Source organism: Pseudomonas sp. BIOMIG1BAC (assembly GCF_001705995.2).
GTDB classification, from domain to species: domain Bacteria; phylum Pseudomonadota; class Gammaproteobacteria; order Pseudomonadales; family Pseudomonadaceae; genus Aquipseudomonas; species Aquipseudomonas sessilinigenes.
This window is the reverse complement of the sequence record NZ_CP049045.1, coordinates 5769234-5786526: the sequence shown is the minus strand read 5'-3', so window position 1 is coordinate 5786526 and position 17293 is coordinate 5769234. Positions and strand designations below refer to the sequence as shown.

Annotated in this window: 13 protein-coding genes; 8 read left to right on the top strand and 5 right to left on the bottom strand. The window is 65.2% G+C overall.

From position 1 onward, the window contains the following. Positions 1–87 precede the first annotated feature (87 nt). The 4 genes from ATY02_RS26620 to mnmC form a co-directional block, all read right to left on the bottom strand. On the bottom strand, positions 88–1272 hold the full coding sequence (locus ATY02_RS26620) for an osmoprotectant NAGGN system M42 family peptidase (RefSeq protein WP_022640144.1): 1185 nt from the start codon (positions 1270–1272) through the stop codon (positions 88–90). An 81-nt stretch (positions 1273–1353) separates the two neighbouring features. Beyond that, positions 1354–3099, bottom strand: coding sequence for an N-acetylglutaminylglutamine synthetase (gene ngg, locus ATY02_RS26615; RefSeq protein WP_068587642.1), 1746 nt, complete (start codon positions 3097–3099; stop codon positions 1354–1356). Between the two features lie 3 nt (positions 3100–3102). Then, on the bottom strand, positions 3103–4875 hold the full coding sequence (locus ATY02_RS26610; protein WP_068587643.1) for an N-acetylglutaminylglutamine amidotransferase: 1773 nt from the start codon (positions 4873–4875) through the stop codon (positions 3103–3105). Positions 4876–5079: 204 nt separating this feature from the next. Continuing rightward, a complete protein-coding gene (gene mnmC / locus ATY02_RS26605; protein WP_068587645.1) occupies positions 5080–7056 on the bottom strand; it encodes a bifunctional tRNA (5-methylaminomethyl-2-thiouridine)(34)-methyltransferase MnmD/FAD-dependent 5-carboxymethylaminomethyl-2-thiouridine(34) oxidoreductase MnmC in 1977 nt (658 codons plus the stop codon). 147 nt (positions 7057–7203) lie between these two features. Between mnmC and pap the strand changes: the two genes are divergently transcribed. The 3 genes from pap (at position 7204) to ATY02_RS26590 (ending at position 11117) form a co-directional block, all read left to right on the top strand. Continuing rightward, complete coding sequence (gene pap, locus ATY02_RS26600) at positions 7204–8718, top strand: polyphosphate:AMP phosphotransferase (protein WP_068587648.1); 1515 nt, start codon at positions 7204–7206, stop codon at positions 8716–8718. Between the two features lie 99 nt (positions 8719–8817). Then, entirely contained in the window at positions 8818–10002 is a 1185-nt protein-coding gene (locus tag ATY02_RS26595; RefSeq protein ID WP_068587650.1) for a thiolase family protein, read from the top strand. 155 nt (positions 10003–10157) lie between these two features. After that, complete coding sequence (locus ATY02_RS26590) at positions 10158–11117, top strand: DMT family transporter (protein ID WP_068587652.1); 960 nt, start codon at positions 10158–10160, stop codon at positions 11115–11117. A 43-nt stretch (positions 11118–11160) separates the two neighbouring features. Here ATY02_RS26590 and ATY02_RS26585 read toward each other — a convergent pair whose 3' ends face one another. Beyond that, positions 11161–12555, bottom strand: coding sequence for a class II fumarate hydratase (locus ATY02_RS26585; RefSeq protein ID WP_068587654.1), 1395 nt, complete (start codon positions 12553–12555; stop codon positions 11161–11163). A 191-nt stretch (positions 12556–12746) separates the two neighbouring features. On the opposite strand from ATY02_RS26585, the gene ATY02_RS26580 reads away from it, so the two are divergent. From ATY02_RS26580 to ATY02_RS26560, 5 genes are all read left to right on the top strand, one after another. Next, positions 12747–13262 carry a DUF2059 domain-containing protein gene (locus tag ATY02_RS26580; protein WP_068587655.1) on the top strand — a complete coding sequence of 172 codons (516 nt, stop codon included), beginning with the start codon at positions 12747–12749 and terminating at the stop codon, positions 13260–13262. A 12-nt stretch (positions 13263–13274) separates the two neighbouring features. Then, positions 13275–13571 carry a BolA family protein gene (locus ATY02_RS26575; RefSeq protein WP_068587657.1) on the top strand — a complete coding sequence of 99 codons (297 nt, stop codon included), beginning with the start codon at positions 13275–13277 and terminating at the stop codon, positions 13569–13571. A 185-nt stretch (positions 13572–13756) separates the two neighbouring features. Then, positions 13757–14698: a rhodanese-related sulfurtransferase gene (locus ATY02_RS26570; protein WP_068587659.1), complete on the top strand. Its 942-nt coding sequence runs from the start codon at positions 13757–13759 to the stop codon at positions 14696–14698. 36 nt (positions 14699–14734) lie between these two features. Beyond that, positions 14735–15337 (top strand): DsbA family protein, encoded by a 603-nt coding sequence (locus ATY02_RS26565; RefSeq protein ID WP_176719817.1) that lies wholly within the window; start codon positions 14735–14737, stop codon positions 15335–15337. Continuing rightward, positions 15330–17156 carry an ABC transporter ATP-binding protein gene (locus tag ATY02_RS26560; RefSeq protein ID WP_068587662.1) on the top strand — a complete coding sequence of 609 codons (1827 nt, stop codon included), beginning with the start codon at positions 15330–15332 and terminating at the stop codon, positions 17154–17156. The genes ATY02_RS26565 and ATY02_RS26560 overlap by 8 nt, the downstream gene beginning before the upstream one ends. The last annotated feature ends 137 nt before the right edge of the window (positions 17157–17293 follow it).

The window sequence follows — 17293 nt, the reverse complement described above, 5'->3', positions numbered from 1 at the left end:
AAGGGGGGCTCCGGCAAACAATCCCGGATGCTACCGGGGCCGGGTGCGCGCCGCCAGCCACCGCGTGCACAAACCCCTGGCTGGTTCTCAGGAGCGGTTGCCCACCAGGCTGTCCACCGAGGGCACCCGGGTCTCGCTCTCCATTTGCGCATCGTGCTCCAGTTGGTGGCTGAAGCGATCCAGGGAACCCTGGGCCGGTAGGGCGTCGCTGGCGAACACCGGCGGGCTGAGGATGTAGGCGCTCAGCAGCCGGGCCAGTGCAGCCAGGCTGTCGATATGGGTCCGTTCGTAGCCATGGGTGGCGTCGCAACCGAAGGCCAGCAGCGCAGTGCGGATATCGTGGCCGGCGGTGACCGCCGAATGGGCGTCACTGAAGTAATAGCGAAACAGGTCGCGCCGTACCGGCAACTCGTGCTCCCCGGCCAGGCGCAGCAGGTGCCGGGACAGGTGGTAGTCGTAGGGGCCGGCGGAGTCCTGCATGGCGACGCTGACCGCATGCTCGCTGGAGTGCTGGCCCGGAGCGACCGGGGCGATGTCGATGCCGACGAATTCACTGACGTCCCAGGGCAGGGCTGCGGCGGCACCGCTACCGGTTTCCTCGGTGATGGTGAACAGTGGGTGGCAGTCGATCGACAAGGGTTCGCCGCTGTCGACGATGGCCTTGAGGGCGGCCAGCAGGGCCGCGACCCCGGCCTTGTCATCCAGGTGCCGGGCGCTGATATGGCCGCTTTCGGTGAACTCCGGCAGGGGGTCGAACGCGACGAAGTCCCCCACGCCGATGCCCAGGGATTCGCAGTCGGCGCGGGTGGTGCAGTAGGCGTCCAGGCGCAGCTCGATGTGGTCCCAACTGATGGGCAACTCGTCCACCGCGGTGTTGAAGGCGTGCCCGGAGGCCATCAACGGCAGCACGCTGCCGCGCAGCACGCCGTTGTCGGTGAACAGGCTGACCCGGCTGCCCTCGGCGAAGCGGCTGGACCAGCAGCCCACCGGCGCCAGGGTCAGGCGGCCGTTGTCCTTCACCGCGCGGACGCTGGCGCCGATGGTGTCCAGGTGCGCCGAGACGGCCCGGTCGGGGCTGTTCTTCTGGCCCTTGAGGGTGGCGCGGATGGTGCCGCGCCGGGTCAATTCGAAGGGAATGCCCAGTTCTTCCAGGCGCTCGGCGACATAGCGCACGATGGTGTCGGTGAAACCGGTGGGGCTGGGAATGGCGAGCATTTCCAGGAGGACCTTCTGCAGGTAGGCGAGGTCCGGTTCGGCGATCTTGCGGGTCATGGAAACTCCTGATGAAAAAACGCCCAGCGATGGCTTCGTCCAAGACCTGCGGCACTCGCTGGCGCCGCAGGTCCCAGGGGCTCAGGGGGTTGGTTGACTGAGGGGGAACAGCAGGTCGACAAAGCGCTCGGCCGTCGGTTGCGGTTCGTGGTTGGCCAGCCCGGCACGCTCGTTGGCTTCGATGAACACGTATTCGGGCTGGTCCGCCGCCGGCACCAGCAGGTCCAGGCCGACCACCGGGATATCCAGGGCCCGGGCCGCGCGCACCGCGGCATCGGCCAGCTGCGGATGGAGGATGTCGGTGACGTCTTCCAGGGTGCCGCCGGTGTGCAGGTTGGCGGTACGCCGCACGCATAGCAGCTCGCCGGGTTCCAGCACGCTGTTGTAGTCGTAGCCGGCGGCGTGCAGGGTGCGCTGGGTCTCGTGGTCCAGGGGGATGCGGCTCTCGCCACCGGTGGCCGCTTGGCGTCGGCGGCTGCGGGCTTCGATCAACGCGCCGATGGAGTGCTGGCCATCGCCGATGATCTGTGCCGGGCGGCGGATGGCCGCGGCCACCACTTCGAAGCCGATCACCAGGATGCGCAGGTCCAGGCCCTCGTGGAAGCTTTCCAGCAGTACCCGGCTGTCGAACTTGCGAGCCTGGTCGATGGCCTGCTGCACCTCCTCGATGCTGCGCAGGTCCACCGCCACCCCCTGACCCTGTTCGCCGTCCAGGGGCTTGACCACCACCCGTCGATGCTCGTCGAGGAACTCCAGGTTGTCATCGGCGTTACCCGCCAGGCGCTGGGCCGGCAGGTTCAGTCCGGCGCCCTTGAGCACCTTGTGGGTCAGGCTCTTGTCCTGGCACAGGGTCATGCTGATAGCGCTGGTCAGGTCGCTCAGGGATTCCCGGCAGCGCACCCGGCGCCCGCCGTGGCTGAGGGTGAACAGGCCGGCGGTGGCGTCGTCGACCTGTACGTCGATACCCCGGCGATGGGCTTCCTCGACGATGATCCGGGCATAGGGGTTGAACTGCGCCTGGGGGCCAGGGCCAAGGAACAACGGCTGGTTGATGCCGTTCTTGCGCTTGATGGCGAAGGTCGAGAGGGTGCGAAAGCCCAGCTTGGCGTAGAGGTTCTTGGCCTGGCGGTTGTCGTGCAACACGGACAGGTCGAGGTGGCTCAGGCCACGGCTCATGAAGTGTTCGATCAGGTGGCGCACCAACACCTCGCCAACGCCCGGTCGGCTGCAGTCGGGGTCCACAGCCAGGCACCACAGACTGCTGCCGTGCTCCGGGTCCTGGTAGGCCTTGTAATGGTCCAGGCCCATGACGCTGCCGATCAGGGCGCCGCTGTCCTCGTCCTCGGCCAGCCAGTAGACCGGCCCGCCCTGGTGGCGTGGGGTCAGCCGCTCTGGATCGATGGGCAGCATGCCCCGGGCCAGGTACAGCTGGTTGATGGCCTGCCAGTCGGCGGCGCTTTGCGCACGCCGGATACGAAAGCCACGGAATACCCGGGTGGCCTGGCGGTAGTCGCTGAACCACAGGCGCAGGGTGTCGGAGGGGTCGAGGAACAGCTGCGCCGGCTCCAGCCCCAGCACCTGCTGGGGCGCGGCCACATACAGCGCGATGTCCCGCTCGCCGGGACGCTCGTTGAGCAGTTCCTCGGCCAGCCGGGCGGCGTCGGGGAAGGTATGGCCGATCAGCAGGCGGCCCCAGCCGCAGTGCACGGCGACCGGGTCGTTGCCTGGCTCGCTGCCGTCTTCGGCAAAACGCGCCTGCAAGCGTTCGTAGGAGGGGGCCTGGCCGCGCAGCAGGCGTTGGCTGTAGGCCGTAGCATGGGCTTTCATCGGTCAGATTCCTTGTTCACTGAGCCACAGATTCAACGCCGCCAGTTGCCACAGCTTGGAGCCGTGCAACGGCGTCAGCTGGCCCCTGGGATCGGTCAGCAGGCGGTCGAGCATCGCCGGATTGAACAGGCCGCGGTCCTGGCTCGGGTCCAGCAGCAGTTCGCGGACCCAGTCCAGGGTCTTGCCCTCCAGGTGCTTGAGCCCCGGTACCGGGAAGTAGCCTTTCTTGCGATCGATGACCTCGCTGGGAATCACCAGCCGCGCGGCCTCCTTGAGTACCTGCTTGCCGCCGTCTGGCAGCTTGAAGCGCGCCGGGACCCGGGCCGAGAGTTCCACCAGGCGATAGTCGAGAAATGGCGTGCGGGCCTCCAGGCCCCAGGCCATGGTCATGTTGTCCACGCGCTTGACCGGGTCGTCCACCAGCATCACCGTGCTGTCCAGGCGCAGGGCCTTGTCCACGGCGGCCTCGGCCCCGGGCCGGGCAAAATGTTCGCGGACGAAATCACCGGCGGCATCGTTGGCGGTCAGCCACTGCGGTTGCACGGTGGCGGCGTAGTCGTCGTAGCTGCGGTCGAAGAAGGCATCGCGGTAGGCAGCGTACGGGTCGCTGGCGCCGTCCACCTGCGGATACCAGTGGTAGCCGGCGAACAACTCGTCGGCACCCTGGCCGCTCTGCACCACCTTGCAGTGCTTGGCCACTTCCCGGGACAGCAAATAGAAGGCGATGCAGTCGTGGCTGACCATCGGCTCGCTCATGGCGCGAAACGCCGCCGGCAACTGCTCGATGATCTCGTGCTCGGCGATGCGCAGTTGGTGATGGCGGGTGCCGTAGTGCCGGGCGATCAGGTCGGAATACTGGAACTCGTCGCCCCGTTCGCCGCCGGCATCCTGGAATCCGATGGAGAAGGTCGACAGCTCGTCCACCCCGACTTCGCGCAGCAGGCCCACCAGCAGGCTGGAGTCGACGCCGCCGGACAGCAGCACGCCGACGTCCACCGCCGCCCGTTGCCGGATGGCCACCGCTTCACGGGTGCTGTCCAGCACCCGGTCGCGCCAGTCTTCCAGGGTCAGCCGGGTTTCGTCGGCGGCCGGGCCGTAGGCCAGGGTCCACCAGGTCTGCTGCTCGCTGCGGCCATCGGCCTCGATGCGCATCCAGGTGGCTGGCGGCAGTTTCTCGATGCCGGCCAGCAACGTCCTGGGGGCCGGGACCACGGCATGGAAGTTCAGGTAGTGGTTGAGGGCGACCGGATCGAGCAGCGGATCGATGTCGCCGCCCTTGAGCAGTGCCGGCAGGGTCGAGGCGAAACGCAGGCGCTGGCCGGTGCGCGACAGGTACAGGGGCTTGACCCCCAGGCGATCGCGGGCCAGGAACAGGCGCTTGCTGTCGCGCTCCCAGATGGCGAAGGCGAACATGCCATTGAGCTTGGGCAGCAGCTCGGCGCCCCAGGCGTGGTAGCCCTTGAGCAGTACTTCGGTGTCGCCCCCGGAATGAAAGGCATAACCCTTGGCTTCCAGTTCGGCGCGCAGCTCGGGGTAGTTGTAGATCGCGCCATTGAAGGCCAGGGACAGGCCCAGTTGGTTGTCGACCATGGGCTGCGCCGAGCCGTCCGACAGGTCCATGATCTTCAGGCGACGATGGCCCAGGGCGATCGGGCCCTGGCTGTGGAAGCCCCAGGCGTCGGGGCCGCGGGGGGCGAGGTGGTGGGTGATGCGTTCAACTGCCGCAAGGTCGGCAGGTTGGTGATCGAAACGTAGTTCTCCAGCTAATCCGCACATAAGTCCTTACCGGTTTTTTCCGTTGGGGAAGAGTCAATCCGTCGCCGCCAAAATGACGGCTACCAGGAAACTGACCTGTGCATAACTCGGGAGTTTTAGATCGATGGGTTATAAGCGCCAGGTCCTGTCCAACCCCGGACGGGCCGGGGTAGGGCAGGGAAGGAGCAGGCTGCGCCTCGGGTATGCGGTTGCAGAGGCTCTGTTTCAGGGCTTGCCGCGAATCAACCGGCGCAGGGCGAAGCGGTTCGGATGGCAAGCCTCGGCCACGCTCCTGGGCAGTGGCAGGGGCTCGTTTTCCAGCCAGGCGGCCAGTAGCTCCCCCGACAGCGGTGCGGTGATCAAGCCACGTGAGCCATGGCCACTGTTGATGTACAGGCCTTCGAGCCAGGGGCAGGGCAGGTCCGGTACCTGGCGGGCGTCCCGGCCCAGGGCGGCATAGGTGTGGGCAAAGGCGGCGGCATCCGCCAGCGGACCGACGATGGGCAGGTAGTCCGGGCTGGTGCAGCGAAAGGCCGCACGGCCTTGCAGGTCTTCCAGGGGCAGGTGCTCGGCGTCCAGGCGTTGCAGCAGATCGTTGGAGATCTCCCGCAGCATCTCCAGGTTGCCCGCGTGCTCGGCGGTGGTCGGGGCCAGGTCCTGGCTGTTGAAGTCGAAGCTGGCGCCCAGGGTGTGCTCACCCAGCCGGGGCGGGGCGACATAGCCTTCGGCGCAGACCACCGTGGCCAGGGCCTGGCTGCGCGCCGTTTGCGGCAGGCGGGTGATCTGCCCACGGATGCGCTTGAGGGGCAACTCGGCGCTGGGGGGAAACTGCTTGATCTCGGCGGCGCCGGCGAGGATCACCACGGCAGCGCTGGCCAGTAGCTGTTCGCCGTCCCAGGCCTGCCACTGCTGGTCGACCCGGCGCAGTTCCAGCACCTGTCGATGGGTCAGGACCTGGATGCCTGAATGCCCGGCTTGCCATTGGCACAGCGCCGGCGGATGGACCCAGCCCCCTTCAGGGAAGAACAGCCCGCCGTGTTCCAGGCCAATGCCGGCCCGGGACTGGGCTTGCTCCTGGTCCAGGATATGCAGCAAGTCGTGGGCAAAGGCCGTGGCCAGTTGTGCCTGGCGCTCGGCTTCCTTGGCGTTGAACGCCAGTTGCAGGACGCCGCAGCCGTCCCAGTCCAGGCCTCGTTGCAGGTGCTCCAGCTGGCGGCGGGTATAGCCGAAGCCGCTGAGGATCATCTGCGACAGCGCCGTGCCGTGGGCCGACAGCTTGAGGTAGAGCACGCCCTGGGGATTGCCCGAGGCCTCTTGGGCCAGTTGCCCATGGCGCTCGAGCAGTTGAACCTGCCAACCACGGGCGGCCAGGCTGGCGGCACTGGAGCAACCCGCCAAGCCGCCGCCGATCACCAGGGCGGTCTTGCCTTGTAGCGGTGGGCGGGCGAACCAGGGCTTGGCTGCTACCGGAGCGGGAGTTTCTTCGGGCCAGCCGAGGAACTCACCGCGCAGCACTTCCCATTTATGACCGATGCCCGGGGTGCGCTTCATCTTGAAGCCGGCGGCGTTCAACAGGCGCCGCACCCAGCCGGTGCTGGTGAAGGTGCTGATGCTTGCGCCCGGTGCGGCCAGGCGAGCCAGTTCGGCGAACAGCTCGGGTGTCCACATCTCGGGGTTTTTCGAGGGGGCGAAACCGTCGAGGAACCAGGCGTCCACCTGGGCGTCCAGTTGCGGCAGTTGCTCCAGGGCATCGCCGATCAGCAGGGTCAGCGTGACCCTGCCTGCGTCCAGCACCAGGCGTTGGAAACCGCCGTGGATCGCCTGGTACTGCCCCAGCAGCGGCTGCGCCAGCTCGGCCAGTTCCGGCCACAGGGCCAGGGCCCGCTGCAGGTCGGCGTGGCTCAGGGGGTATTTCTCGACGCTGACAAAATGCAGGCGCGCGCCGGCCGGCGCTTGTTGCCGGAACAGTTGCCAGGCGCAGAGGAAGTTCAGCCCGGTGCCGAAGCCGGTCTCGCCGATGACGAAGCGCTGGCCGGCGGCCAGGGCGGCGAAGCGTTCACCCAGGCGGTTCTGTTCGATGAAGACGTGGCGGGTTTCATCCAGGCCCGAATCGGTGGAGAAATACACATCGTCGAAGACCCGCGAACGCGGGCGTCCTTGGTCGTCCCAGTCGAGCTGGGCGTGGGGCAGTTCTGCTGTCATGTTCGGCTCGTGTGGCGCAAGGCGGCCATTCTAGCCGATCACCGGGTTGGCGCTTGATCCATGGCAAGGCGTTGGTGCTCGGAGATTTGTTTTCCCTGGCCTGGGGCCATCCGCTAGTCTTGGAAAATTCTTGGAAGGGAGCCACCCATGTTCGAATCCGCTGAAATCGGTCACGCCATCGACAAGGAAACCTACGACGCCGAAGTGCCGGCCTTGCGCGAAGCTTTGCTGGAGGCGCAGTTCGAGTTGCGCCAGAAGGCCAGGTTCCCGGTGATCGTGTTGATCAATGGCGTGGAAGGAGCGGGCAAGGGCGAGACGGTCAAGCTGCTCAACGAATGGATGGACCCGCGCCTGATCGAGGTGCGTACTTTCGACCAGCAGACCGACGAGGAGCTGTCGCGGCCACCGGCCTGGCGCTATTGGCGGATGCTCCCGGCCAAGGGCCGCATGGGGGTGTTCTTCGGCAACTGGTACAGCCAGATGCTTCAGGGGCGGGTGCATGGAGAGATCAAGGACCCGCGCCTGGACCAGGCGATCAATGCTGCCGAACGCCTGGAGAAGATGCTTTGCGATGAGGGCGCATTGATCTTCAAGTTCTGGTTCCACCTGTCCAAAAAACAGATGAAGGCCCGGCTCAAGGCCTTGCAGGAAGACCCGCTGCACAGCTGGCGCATCAGCCCGCTGGACTGGCAGCAATCGGAGACCTACGACAAGTTCGTCAAGTATGGCGAGCGGGTGTTGCGCCGCACCAGTCGCGACTATGCGCCCTGGCATGTGATCGAGGGTGTCGACCCGCATTACCGCAGCCTCACCGTGGGACGGATTCTCCTGGAGGGATTGCAGAGCGCCCTGGCCCGCATGCCCCTCAAGCCGGCCCAGGTCAATGCCGCGCCGTTGCCACCCTCGGTGGATCAGCTGAGCCTGCTGGACAGCCTGGACATGACCCAGCACCTGGACAAGGACGACTACGAAGAGCAACTGATTACCGAACAGGCGCGCCTGGCCGGCCTGTTGCGCGACAAGCGCATGCGCAAGCACGCCCTGGTGGCGGTGTTCGAGGGCAATGATGCGGCGGGCAAGGGCGGCGCCATCCGCCGGGTGGCGGCGGCGCTGGACCCGCGCCAGTACAGCATCGTGCCGATTGCCGCGCCGTCCGAAGACGAGCGTGCGCAGCCTTACCTCTGGCGTTTCTGGCGGCAGATCCCGGCCCGGGGCAAGTTCACCATCTTCGACCGTTCCTGGTACGGCCGGGTGCTGGTGGAGCGGGTCGAGGGCTTCTGCAGCCCGGCCGACTGGCTGCGGGCCTACAGCGAGATCAACGACTTCGAGGAGCAGTTGGCCGATGCCCGGGTGATCGTGGTGAAGTTCTGGCTGGCCATCGACAAGGACACCCAGCTGGAGCGTTTCCAGGAGCGCGAAGAGATCCCCTTCAAGCGCTTCAAGATCACCGAGGACGACTGGCGCAACCGTGACAAGTGGGACGACTACCGTACTGCGGTGGGCGACATGGTCGACCGCACCAGTACCGAAGTGGCGCCCTGGACCCTGGTAGAGGCCAACGACAAGCGCTGGGCCCGGGTCAAGGTCCTGCGTACCCTCAACCGGGCGCTGGAGGAGGCGTTCGAGCGCAGCGAGCGGCACGACAAGAAGCACAAGAAGTAGGTCGATGGCCGCGCATACGGCTAATGAATGATCGTCGCGGCCTGTTGGCCGCGGATCTATGCTCGACGCTCTTGAGCTGGCAACAACAAGGAGAGCGTCATGCGTGAAGTGGTGATAGTCGACAGCGTGCGGACTGGCCTGGCCAAGTCCTTCCGGGGCAAGTTCAACCAAACCCGCCCGGACGACATGGCCGCCCATTGTGTCAATGCGCTGCTGGCGCGCACTGGCATCGACCCGGCCAGCGTCGAGGATTGCATCGTCGGCGCCGGCTCCAACGAAGGCGCCCAGGGCTATAACATCGGGCGCAACGTCGCCGTGCTTTCGGCCCTGGGCACCGGCACCGCGGGCATGACCCTCAACCGTTTCTGTTCCTCGGGGTTGCAGGCGATCGCCATCGCCGCCAACCAGATCGCCTCCGGCTGCAGCGACATCATCGTCGCCGGCGGGGTGGAATCCATCAGCCTGACCATGAAGAGCGTCAATACCGAGAACCTGATCAATCCATTGCTCAAGGAGCAGGTACCAGGCATCTATTTCCCCATGGGCCAGACCGCCGAGGTGGTAGCTCGACGCTATAACGTAAGCCGTGAAAGCCAGGACCGCTACGCCCTGCAGAGCCAGCAGCGCACCGCCCAGGCCCAGGCCGCCGGCCTGTTCGACGACGAGATCGTGCCGATGGCGGTCAAGTACAAGGTCGAGGACAAGAACACCGGGCAGGTGCAGATCCTCGATGGCGTGGTGGATCGCGACGACTGCAACCGCCCGGACACCACCCTGGAGAACCTGGCGGCGCTCAAGCCGGTGTTTGCCGAGGATGGTTCGGTCACCGCTGGCAACTCCTCGCAGTTGTCCGATGGGGCCTCGATGACCCTGGTGATGAGCCTGGAGCGGGCGCTGGCCCTGGGGCTCAAGCCCAAGGCGTTCTTCCGTGGCTTCACTGTGGCTGGCTGCGAGCCGGACGAGATGGGCATCGGCCCGGTGTTCTCGGTACCCAAGCTGCTCAAGGCCAAGGGCCTGAGCATCGCCGACATCGACTTGTGGGAACTCAACGAGGCCTTCGCTTCCCAGTGCCTGTATGCCCGCGAGCGCCTGGAGATCGACAACGCCCGCTACAACGTCAATGGCGGCTCGATCGCCATCGGCCACCCCTATGGCATGACCGGCTCGCGCCAGGTCGGGCACCTGGTGCGTGAGCTGCAGCGGCGCAACCTGCGCTACGGCATCGTCACCATGTGCGTGGGTGGCGGCATGGGCGCTACCGGGCTGTTCGAGGCCGTGCGCTAGGCTGATTGGCGCTATACGAGCCGGCTCCGATGGGGCCGGCTTGCGTGTTTGCGACCTGGACTGTCCTGTTTGCGCTCGGCCGCTCACGGCCGCTGTGTCACCCTGGGCTGCGGCCCTAGAATGTGCCCGTCGCTGGCAGGTTTTGTGGGGTTGGCATGCACGTTTCATCCGGTCGTTGGGCCTATGGCCTGTTCCTCGCGTTGGTGACCGCGGTGCTCTGGGGCATCCTGCCCATCAAGCTCAAGCAAGTGCTGCAAGCGATGGACCCGGTCACGGTGACCTGGTTTCGCTTGCTGGTGTCCGGCGGGTGCCTGTTGATCTACCTGGCGGCGGTACGGCGCTTGCCCGACTGGCGACGGCTCGGGCCGCGGGGAGCCTGGCTGGTGCCACTTGCTGTGGGCGGCCTGGTGGGCAACTACGTGCTGTACCTGATGGGCCTGAACCTGTTGAGCCCGGGCACCGCGCAACTGGTGGTGCAGATGGGGCCGATCTTGCTGCTGATCGCCAGTGTGCTGGTGTTCAAGGAGCGCTTCAGCCTGGGGCAGGGCCTGGGCCTGCTGGTATTGCTGGTGGGGTTCGGGTTGTTCTTCAACCAGCGCCTGGCCGAGTTGCTGACGTCCCTGGGCGACTACACCGCTGGCGTGCTCACCGTGCTGGCGGCATCGGCGGTCTGGACCTTCTATGCCCTGGGCCAGAAGCAGTTGCTGAGCGTGTGGAATTCATTGCAGGTGATGATGGTGATCTACCTGTCCTGTGCCCTGCTGCTCACGCCCTGGGTTCATCCGCTGGAGGTCCTGGCGCTGACGCCGTTGCAAGGTTGGCTGCTGCTGGCCTGCTGCCTCAATACCCTGGTGGCCTATGGCGCGTTTGCCGAAGCCCTGGCCCATTGGGAGGCGTCGCGGGTCAGCGCAACCCTGGCCATCACACCCCTGGTGACCTTTGCCGCCGTGGCCTGGGCGGCCTGGATGTGGCCGGCGTACGTGCACGCGGAGCAGATCAACGGCCTGGGTTACGGCGGTGCGCTGCTGGTGGTGCTGGGGTCTGCGTTGACGGCCCTGGGGCCGTCGCTGATCGAAGGGCTGCGGGCACGGCGTCGGCGCGGCGCCGTCGGGTGACGTTCACGGGCGGTTTCGTACAGACAACCGCCCGCTTTGGGTATTAGCCCTGTTTTCCGGCTTCCAGCATGTTTTCCGGACGAACCCAGGCGTCGAACTGCGCATCGTCCAGGTAGCCCAGTGCCAGGGCCGCTGCGCGCAGGGTCAGGTTTTCGGCATAGGCCTTCTTGGCGATCTCGGCGGCCTTGTCGTAGCCGATATGGGTGTTGAGCGCCGTTACCAGCATCAGGCCACGTTCCAGATGGGCGGCCATTTGCACTGGATCGGGTTCCAGGCCGGCAATGCAGTGGTGCTGGAAGTTGCTGCAGCCATCGGCCAGCAGGCGGATCGATTGCAGCAGGTTGTGGATGATCACCGGTTTGAACACGTTCAACTGCAGGTGGCCCTGGCTCGCGGCAAAACCAATGGTGGTGTCGTTGCCCATGACTTGGCAGGCCAGCATCGACAGGGCTTCGCACTGGGTCGGGTTGACCTTGCCCGGCATGATCGAGCTGCCCGGCTCGTTGGCCGGCAGCTTGACTTCCGCCAGCCCGGCCCGGGGGCCCGAGCCCAGCAGGCGCAAGTCGTTGGCGATCTTCATCAGGCACACGGCCAGGGTCTTGAGCGCACCGGACAGGGTGGTCAGTGGTTCATGGCCGGCCAGGGCCGCGAACTTGTTCGGCGCGGTGACGAACGGCAGGCCAGACAAAGCAGCCAGTTCGGCGGCAATGGCTTCCCCGAAGCCGTGGGGCGAGTTGAGCCCGGTGCCCACGGCGGTCCCGCCCTGGGCCAGTTCGCAAATGGCCGGCAGGGCAGCGCGGATCGCACGTTCGGCGTAGCTCAATTGGGCGATGAACGCCGAGACTTCCTGGCCGAAGGTGATCGGTGTGGCATCCATCATGTGGGTACGCCCGGTCTTCACCAGCTTCATGTGCCTTGCCGACAGCTCGGCCAGGCCGCCGGACAGCTCGGCGATGGCCGGCAGCAATTGGAACTGCACGGCCTGGGCCGCGGCGATGTGCATTGCCGTGGGGAAGCAGTCGTTGGAGCTCTGCGAGCGATTGACGTGGTCGTTGGGATGCACTGGCGTCTTGCCGCCGCGAGGGTTGCCAGCCAGTTCGTTGGCCCGTCCGGCCAGGACCTCGTTGACATTCATGTTGCTTTGGGTGCCGCTGCCGGTTTGCCACACCACGAGCGGGAACTGGTCGTCATGCTCGCCGGCCAGCACTTCGTCGGCGGCTTGTTCGATCAGCCGGGCGATGTCGGCGGGCAGATCGCCGTTACGGTTGTTGACCCGGGCGGCGGCTTTCTTGATCAAGGCCAGGGCATGCAGCACCGAGAGTGGCATGCGTTCGCTGCCAATGGCGAAGTTGACCAGCGAGCGTTGGGTCTGCGCGCCCCAGTAGGCTTCCTGCGGGACTTCAACCTGGCCCAGGCTGTCAGTTTCGATTCGATTCATCGTGGCGATCCTCCTAGTCTGACTGGCCAGTTTAGGCCGTGATCCGTGGCCCGGGTTCCCTTGACCGGGTTTTGTCGGGTTTGCCCGGGCAAACCCGGGGCTGTCCTGGGCCGGGGTTGAGGGACGCGGATCAATAGGCGCAGAATGGGCGCCCTTGGGGTTTTACCTCGCTTGCTAGAAAAGGAAACTCGATGACTCGTCTTCGCGCCATCTGTACCGCGGTTGCTCTGGTGTGTGCCAGCGGCCAGGTTCTCGCCGATACCGCCAGCCACAACGCCAGTGCCGAGGCCTTCCTGACCCTGGCCCATGCCGACAAGCTCGGTACCCCGGTCTACATGCAAGTCCAGCAGATGTTCGCCCAGCGCTTCGAGCAGACCAAGGCTCCGGAGTCCAAGCGCGCGCTGCTGGAAACCTACCAGGCCAAGGCCAATGCCGCCCTGGACCAGGCGATCGGCTGGAACAAGCTGAAGCCGGACATGGTCAAGCTCTACACCAGCAACTTCAGTGAATCGGAGCTCAAGGACCTGGTGGCTTTCTACCAGTCGCCGCTGGGCAAGAAAGTCCTGGAAAAAATGCCCCAGCTGACCCAGCAATCGGCGCAGATGACCCAGGGCAAGCTGGAAAGCGCGGTACCGGTGGTCAACAAGCTGCTGGCCGACATGACCGCTGAGCTGGAGCCGAAGGCCGCTCCGGCGAAGAAGAAGTAAGCGGAGCTCGTGATGACCATGCAACAACGGATCGAAACGGCGCTGGCGGGCCTGCAGCCTGAGCATTTGCAAGTGTTGGATGAAAGCCACATGCATAGCCGTGGCCTGGAAACCCACTTCAAGGCGGTGCTGGTCAGCGAGCAGTTCGCCGGCCTCAACAGCGTCAAGCGCCATCAAAAGGTCTACGCCACCCTGGGCGAGCTGATGGGCCAGTTCCATGCCCTGGCGCTGCATACCTATACGCCCCAGGAGTGGGAAACAATCAGCGCGGCCCCGGCTTCGCCAACCTGTGCCGGTGGTCATCCCTAGGAGTAGCTGCGGGCTTCGGCGGCAGGCTGCAACTCCGGGATTTCCGGCTCGGTGGGTCGCTTGCCATTCGAGACTTGGAGCTTGCCACCGCCTTCCTGTTACAATACGCAACGCGCCGCTTAGCCGGCGCGTTTTTTTTTGCATCCGGTTCACCCTTTGCGAGGGTAGCCACCTGGAGATTACCCATGACTCAACCCATCGTCGTGGCGGCACTGTACAAGTTCGTCACCCTGGAAGATTACGTCAGCCTGCGCGAGCCTTTGCTGCAGGCCATGCTCGACAACGGCATCAAGGGCACCCTGCTGATCGCCGAGGAAGGCATCAATGGCACGGTTTCCGGCAGCCGCGAAGGTATCGACGGCCTGCTGGCCTGGCTCAAGAACGACCCGCGCATGCACGACATCGACCACAAGGAGTCGTACTGCGACGAGCAGCCGTTCTACCGCACCAAGGTCAAGCTCAAGAAGGAAATCGTCACCCTGGGTGTGCCGGGCGTGGACCCGAACAAGCAGGTCGGGACCTATGTCGAGCCCCAGGACTGGAACGCCCTGATCAGCGACCCCGAGGTGCTGCTGATCGATACTCGCAACGACTATGAAGTGTCCATTGGCACCTTCGAGGGCGCCATCGATCCGAAGACCACCACCTTCCGTGAGTTCCCGGACTACATCCGGGCCAACTTCGACCCCAGCAAGCACAAGAAAGTGGCGATGTTCTGCACCGGCGGCATTCGCTGCGAGAAGGCTTCGAGCTACATGCTCAGTGAAGGTTTCGGCGAGGTGTTCCACCTCAAGGGCGGGATCCTCAAGTACCTCGAGGAAGTGCCGCAGCAAGAGAGCAAGTGGCAGGGCGACTGCTTCGTGTTCGACAACCGGGTCACCGTACGTCACGACCTCAGCGAAGGCGACTACGATCAATGTCATGCCTGCCGTACTCCGGTGAGCGTCGAGGAGCGCACTTCCGAGCACTACGTGCCTGGCATCAGTTGCCCACATTGCTGGGATACGCTGAGCGAGAAGACCCGCCGCAGCGCCATCGACCGGCAGAAGCAGATCGAGTTGGCCAAGGCTCGCAACCAGCCGCACCCGATTGGCTACAACTACAAGCAAGCATCCACCGAGGCCTGAGCCATGTCTGCCCGCCTGCTGTATGTGATGGACCCGATGTGTTCATGGTGCTGGGGGTTTGCGCCCGTGGCCCAGGCCCTTGCCGAGCAGGCGAAGGCCGCCGGGGTCGAACTGCACCTGGTGGTGGGCGGGTTGCGCACCGGCAGTGGCTCGGCGCTGGAGCCCAATACCCGGCGCTATATCCTCGAGCACTGGCAGGCGGTGCAACAGGCGACCGGCCAGCCCTTCACGTTCGAGGGGGCTTTGCCTGACGGGTTCGTCTACGACACCGAGCCGGCCTGCCGGGCCATCGTCACGGCTCGCGGGCTGGCAGCAGATTGTGCCTGGAGCCTGCTGGGCCTGATCCAGCGGGCGTTCTACGTCGAGGGTCGGGATGTGACCCTGGCCAGTGTCCTGGTGGAGCTGGCCGAGCAGGCCGGGGTGCCGCGCATCGAATTCGCCGCAGCGTTCGACCGGGCTGACCAGCATGTGGCCACGGCGGCGGATTTCACCTGGGTCCAGGATCTGGGGATCGCCGGGTTTCCCACCTTGCTGGCCGAACGCAATGGCCAGCTGGCGCTGCTGACCAACGGCTACCAGCCGCTCGACCAATTGTCGCCGCTGCTGGGGCGTTGGCTGGAGCGTGCCGCCTGTGCCTGAGCCGGTCGATCCAGGTGCTGGCGCGAAGGCCGTCGATCGTCTGAGTTGGGCGGAAATCCGCCGCCTGGCCCTGCAGCACAAGCGGTCGTTGTGGATCGCCAACGGTGTGGCGGTCCTGGCCACCCTGTGCAGTGTGCCCATTCCGCTGTTGCTGCCGTTGCTGGTGGATGAAGTGTTGCTGGGGCATGGCGATGGAGCGTTGCAGATCATGCAGCGCTTCCTGCCGGGTTCCTGGCACAGCGCTGCCGGCTACATCGGGTTGATGTTGCTGGTGACCCTGATCCTGCGATGCTCGGCCCTGGTGTTCAACGTGGTCCAGGCGCGACTGTTCGCCAGCCTGGCCAAGGACATCGTCTACCGCATCCGCGTCCGTTTGATCGAGCGCCTCAAGCGCATTTCCCTGGGTGAGTATGAAAGCCTGGGGGGCGGCACCGTGAGCACTCACCTGGTGACCGACCTGGACACCGTGGACAAGTTCGTCGGCGAGACCTTGAGTCGTTTCCTGGTGGCCATGCTGACGTTGGTGGGTACGGCCGGGATCCTGGTGTGGATGCACTGGAAGCTGGCCTTGTTGATCCTGTTGTTCAACCCCTTGGTGATCTTTGCCACGGTGCAGCTGGGCAAGCGGGTCAAGCATTTGAAGAAGCTGGAAAACGACAGCACTTCGCGTTTCACCCAAGCCCTGACCGAGACCCTGGAGGCTATCCAGGAGGTGCGTGCGGGCAATCGCCAGGGCTACTTCCTTGGCCGCCTTGGGCAACGGGCCGAGGAGGTGCGGGATTATGCCGTGGCCTCGCAATGGAAAAGCGATGCTTCGGGTCGGGCCAGCGGCCTGTTGTTCCAGTTCGGCATCGATATCTTTCGCGCCGCTGCCATGCTCACGGTGCTGTTTTCCGACTTGTCCATCGGCCAGATGCTGGCAGTGTTCAGCTACCTGTGGTTCATGATCGGTCCGGTGGAGCAATTGCTGAACTTGCAGTACGCCTATTACGCCGCGGGCGGGGCGTTGACCCGGATCAACGAGCTGCTGGCGCGCGCCGATGAACCGCAATATGCAGGAGGCGTGGACCCGTTCCAGGGCCGGGAGACCGTCGGTATCGAGGTCCGTGGCCTGAGCTTCGGTTATGGTGACGAGCGGGTACTGGACAACATGAACCTGTCCATCGCCCCCGGGGAGAAGGTGGCCATTGTCGGGGCCAGTGGCGGTGGCAAGAGCACCTTGGTGCAGCTGTTGCTGGGGTTGTATACGCCGCAGACCGGCAGCATTCGCTTCGGTGGTTCGACGCAGCAGGAGATCGGCCTGGATACCGTGCGCGAGAACGTCGCGGTGGTGCTGCAGCATCCAGCGCTGTTCAACGATACGGTCCGGGCCAACCTGACCATGGGCCGCGAGCGCAGCGACAATGCCTGCTGGCAGGCGTTGGAGATCGCCCAGCTGGACGTGACGGTCAGGGCCCTGCCTCAAGGGCTGGATACCGTGGTCGGGCGCTCCGGGGTGCGCTTGTCCGGCGGCCAGCGCCAGCGCCTGGCGATCGCCCGGATGGTCCTGGCCGAACCCAAGGTGGTGATACTCGATGAAGCGACCTCTGCGCTGGACGCCGCTACCGAGTACAACCTGCATCAGGCATTGACGCGTTTCCTGCAGGGGCGGACTACGCTGATCATTGCGCACCGGCTCTCGGCGGTAAAGCAGGCCGACCGGGTATTGGTCTTCGATGGCGGACAGATCGCCGAAGATGGCGACCATCAGCAGTTGATCGCCGATGGCGGCTTGTATGCCAAGCTCTATGGGCATTTGCAGCAGGTTAGATCACCTTGAGTTTTATCCTGTTTTCTGTGCTTAGTGCTTGAATTTCCAGGTGTATTGACCGTTTCAGAAACAGCGGGTGGAAGCTTTTAGCAAGAGGCCCCATCCGGCAGTCGTTTGCCTTGCCTCAGGGCTGCGCAAATTAGCCT